This window comes from uncultured Gemella sp. (genome assembly GCF_963525875.1).
Lineage (GTDB): Bacteria > Bacillota > Bacilli > Staphylococcales > Gemellaceae > Gemella.
The window spans coordinates 1-4,344 of the sequence record NZ_CAURMG010000074.1 but is presented as its reverse complement, the minus strand read 5'-3'; the positions used below and the strand labels follow the sequence as shown (position 1 = coordinate 4,344).

The 4,344-nt window shown below is 31.0% G+C and carries 3 protein-coding genes, 1 pseudogene and 1 other annotated feature; all 4 genes and pseudogenes read left to right on the top strand.

What is annotated here, in order from left to right; translation table 11 throughout:
• Positions 1–363, top strand: a pseudogene (locus RWQ73_RS07790) (ABC transporter ATP-binding protein); the annotation flags it as partial.
• Positions 356–1,765 (top strand): hypothetical protein, encoded by a 1,410-nt coding sequence (locus tag RWQ73_RS07785; RefSeq protein WP_314407808.1) that lies wholly within the window; start codon positions 356–358, stop codon positions 1,763–1,765. The pseudogene RWQ73_RS07790 and the gene RWQ73_RS07785, both read left to right, overlap by 8 nt.
• Positions 1,766–2,083: 318 nt before the next feature.
• Positions 2,084–2,335, top strand: a binding site (T-box leader).
• A 98-nt stretch (positions 2,336–2,433) separates the two neighbouring features.
• A complete protein-coding gene (locus RWQ73_RS07780; protein ID WP_314407807.1) occupies positions 2,434–3,174 on the top strand; it encodes a cyclase family protein in 741 nt (246 codons plus the stop codon).
• Positions 3,175–3,322: 148 nt separating this feature from the next.
• The coding region (locus tag RWQ73_RS07775; protein WP_314407805.1) for a 5-methyltetrahydropteroyltriglutamate--homocysteine S-methyltransferase at positions 3,323–4,344 on the top strand (1,022 nt) is incomplete at its 3' end.

Sequence of the window (4,344 nt, the reverse complement as noted above, 5' to 3'; positions counted from 1 at the left end):
GATGCTCAAAGTGATGGGATTGGATTATTAATTAGTAGTCATCAATTAAATGCTTTAGAAAATATAAGTGATAAGGTTGTCTATTTAGATGATGGAGTTGGAGTTAGTGAAGAAGTTAATAAGGATGAGTATAGTAAATATCAATTAGTGTACCAAGAAAAAATATCAGAGGAGTTACGTCGTAATCCTGACGTAAGAATTATTAGTAATATTGGAAGAGTTTATGTTGTTATTATGAGGGGAAGTTATGAAGTTACGCAGGAGATTATCCAAGATAAAGATCTTCTTCAATATGATAAACTGCCTATTGCATTAGAGGATATCTTTTTATTAAATAGTAAAGGGGAAGATGAAAATGTGTAAAGATATTTTAAAAATTATGCGCATATATTTGAAACAATATTCAATAATATTAATTATACTATTAATTGCTTTTTCGACATTTGCTGCTACAACTACTAATAAACAACTAAATGAATTAAAAAATGGAGTTGCAGTTTATGATTTTCAATTAACAACAGGAATAGCAAAGAAATTGGAAATTAGAAAAGGCACATCTAATGACGAATTAAATAAAAAAACACATGAATTGTATAAGTCAAAAGAAGAATATCAAAAAAATTATAAGGAAAAATTATCAAAAGAAAAGTTAAATGAGATGAAACATTCTTATGCAGTTGGAGCATATTTACATAATTTTCCAAGTTCTCCAATATGGACATTTTATACTAACAATGAGGATCTAAATGTACTTGTTGGTAGTGAAAGTGAAAAATACAAACAATATTTAACAGAAGAAGAACTGAATAATGTTACTAAGTATAAAGAATGGTCACGAATACAGCCGGGTAGCAAGGAGTATTTTGATAAACAAGAAGAACTAGATAAAATATACCCTCCAGCATTAGATATTAGTAATACAAAAACATTAACTTTCTTAAAAGAAAATTTAGAATCTAGTAAAATTAAGTTAAAAGAAACTATGTTTAACGAGGGAACTAATATTGGGTATTATATTTTAATAACTTTGATCCCGTTATTAATCTTTGGAGTTGAATATCATACTAATTTTGGTAAATTTGTAGCGAGCTTACCTTATGAAAAAGAGAAAGTATACTTTGCTAAAGTAATTTTATCATTCTTAACCTTAATAGTTAGCTACATTCTAACAGGATTAACCAATATAGCAGTTATAAGTAATAGTTTGTTAGGAGAACACTATAATGTGCCAGCTGTATTTGAAATAAATAATAAAATTTATATACTAGGAATAGGTCTAGTATTACTAGGAGCAATCTTATCAAGTTTTTGCGGAAGTATATTGAGCATAGGTGTGATGTATATTCCAGCTCTCACATTAATATATTATCCATTGGGAGTATGGATTGGTGTAGGAAAATTATTCTTTGTAAATTATTTTTCAAATGAGCCGTTTCTTGATAAACTACCAAGAATGCCAATATTTTATTATTTCGGCTACACTCCTTGGAAGAATATTATTATTTATCTAGTCATTTTAACAATAATTATGCTGTTAGCAAGTAAGGTTTATAAAAATCATAATGTAGAAAAAGAAGGTGGATTTTTCATAATAGAAAGAGTTTTATTAGTGGGATATTTAATTTTATTAGTGGGAGTATTCGCTTTTGTTTTACTAGTACTAGTAGATATATTTGGTATTAATCAAGGTGTTGCTTTAGTGCTAACAATACTATTAGTGCCTGTTATTCTCTGGAAGTTAGTTCGAACAAAAATAAGAATATAAGGTTCTATAAAAGTTTAGGAAAAATAATAAGGGGACTGACCCAAAAGCCCTAAATTTTAACAAGGTTTATATGAAAACTCATAGACGCAGTGGTTTATTGATATCTAAATTCGCTTTATAAAAGCTTTTTAGATATCTAATAAACTTTGCGGGGGTGACTCGACAAAATCGATTTCTATGAAATCACGATTTTTGAGTCGCTCCCGTTTTCTGACAATTACTCAAAATTATAAATAGTTTTTAGATAAAAATACACAATTATTCAAAAAACTATTGACATACTAAAAATTAATTGTTATACTAATTAACAAGTTAATGATTCACACGTTGATAAGATAAGTAAAAGTGAAAGATGGTAAAGAGAGTCTCGGATGGTGAAAAGAGATCGTATTGGAAACTTTGAAAATGGTCTTTGAGTGTTAATGGTCGAATAATTAGACCTTTACGGGTGAGCCCGTTATAGCTTCAGGGTATAACACCATTCTATTTTGGTGCGTACTTTTTGAGTTGATATTTGTGAGAATATCATAAAGTAAGGTGGTAACACGTAAATTATTAGACGTCCTTGCAGAAGCATACGCTTCTGTGAGGACTTTTTTATTTCTCAAAATAATCACAAGGATACTTAACTTAATCTAATATTACAAACACTTTGGAGGGACAAAAACATGTCAGAATTACTAAATATTTATAAAACTTTAAAAAACAAAAAATGGGTTAACTTAAGCCACAAAATTGATGAAAATTCACCTAAGTTCCCAGCGCTACCTGCTTTAGAAAAAGAAAATGTCTTTACTTTAAAAGATGGATTCTATGTTCAAAAATTCTCAGTTGTTGGTCAATATGGAACACACATCGATGCGCCTATTCACTTCGTTGAGGGTGGTCGCTGGTTAGATGAAATTGAACTTAAAGATTTACTATTACCTTTATATGTAATAGATAAAAGTAAAGAAGTAGCGGAGAATAATGATTATGTGATTTCTAAACAAGATATTCTTGATTTTGAAGCTGAACATGGAGAAATATTACCAGAATCATTCGTAGCATTCAGAAGTGATTGGTCAAAACGTTGGCCAAGTTATGATCAAATTAGAAATTTAGATGAAAATGAAGTTCAACACACTCCGGGATGGGGAAGAGATGCATTAGAATTTTTAATTAAAGAAAGAAATGTTAAAGCAGTTGGTCACGAAACTCTAGATACCGACTCAGGGGTAACAGCAGCTGCTGAAGGACTAATCCAAGAATATTATTTATTAGAACAAGATATTTACCAAATTGAAGTTTTAGCAAATCTTGATCAAGTACCTACGACCGGAGCACTAATCTCAATTGCTTATCCAAACTGGACAGAGGCAACTGGATCTCCAGTAAGAGTAGTAGCGATATTACCAGAGGATGAATAATCCGGTCTTTATATAAAAGTTTTAGTTTATGAAAAAGAATATTTATTAAAAAAGATAAAGGTAACTAGATGTTAATAATATAGTCAAAATAATAAAGTCAGAAGAGTAAAAAAGAGAAAATATATTAGTTAAACAAAAGGAGAAATATATGTGTCAAGGATGTCAAAATAAAGTAGTTAAAAATGTAGCGTATAGAGTAGATCATGTAGGATCATTTTTAAGACCTAAGGAGTTAGTAGAAGCTCGTGAGAAATTCTCAAAAGGTGAATTATCACAGGAAGAATTAACGAAAGTAGAAGACAAGGTAATTACAGAATTAGTTGAAAAGCAAATTGCAAATGGATTAAAAGGAGTAACAGATGGAGAGTTTCGCCGTGCATACTGGCACCTTGATTTCTTCTGGGGACTTAACGGCGTAGAACACGTTCAGGGAGAAAAAGGGTATCCATTCAAAGGAATTGAAACTAAACCAGATACAGCAAAAGTATCAGGGAAAATTAGTGGAGAAAATCACCCATTTGTGGCACACTACAAATTCTTAAGAGATTTAGTAGCTGATAAAAAAGATGTAACAGTAAAACTAACAATTCCATCACCATCACAATTATACTTCGAGTTGATTCGTACAGAAGATCACATTAAGGGATATGAAAAATTCTATCCAACATTCGAAGAATTAAAAGATGCGATTGTAGCAGCGTATAAACAAGTAATCGCAGACCTTTACAACGAAGGATTACGCGTATTACAATTTGATGATTGTACTTGGGGAGCATTAGCTGATGATGGATTTGCGAATCGTTTCCGTGATGCGCGTCCTTTAGAAGAAGTTCGTAGAGAATATGCAGCACGTTGTTTAGCATTAAATAATGAAGTTATTGAAGGGAAGCCAGGAGACTTAGCAATCAATACACACGTTTGTCGTGGTAACTTCGCTTCTAAGTGGATTTCTCAAGGAGGATACCAAAACGTTGAAGACGAGTTACTTGCTGGAGAAAACGTAAATGCATACTACTTAGAATACGATACAGATCGTGCAGGAGATTTCAAGCCACTAGCTAAAGTTGGAAAAGATAAAAAAGTTGTTTTAGGATTAATTACATCTAAATTTGCAGATTTAGAAGATAAAGAAGAAGTAATCGCAAGAATTAAAGAAGCTAGCGAATATGT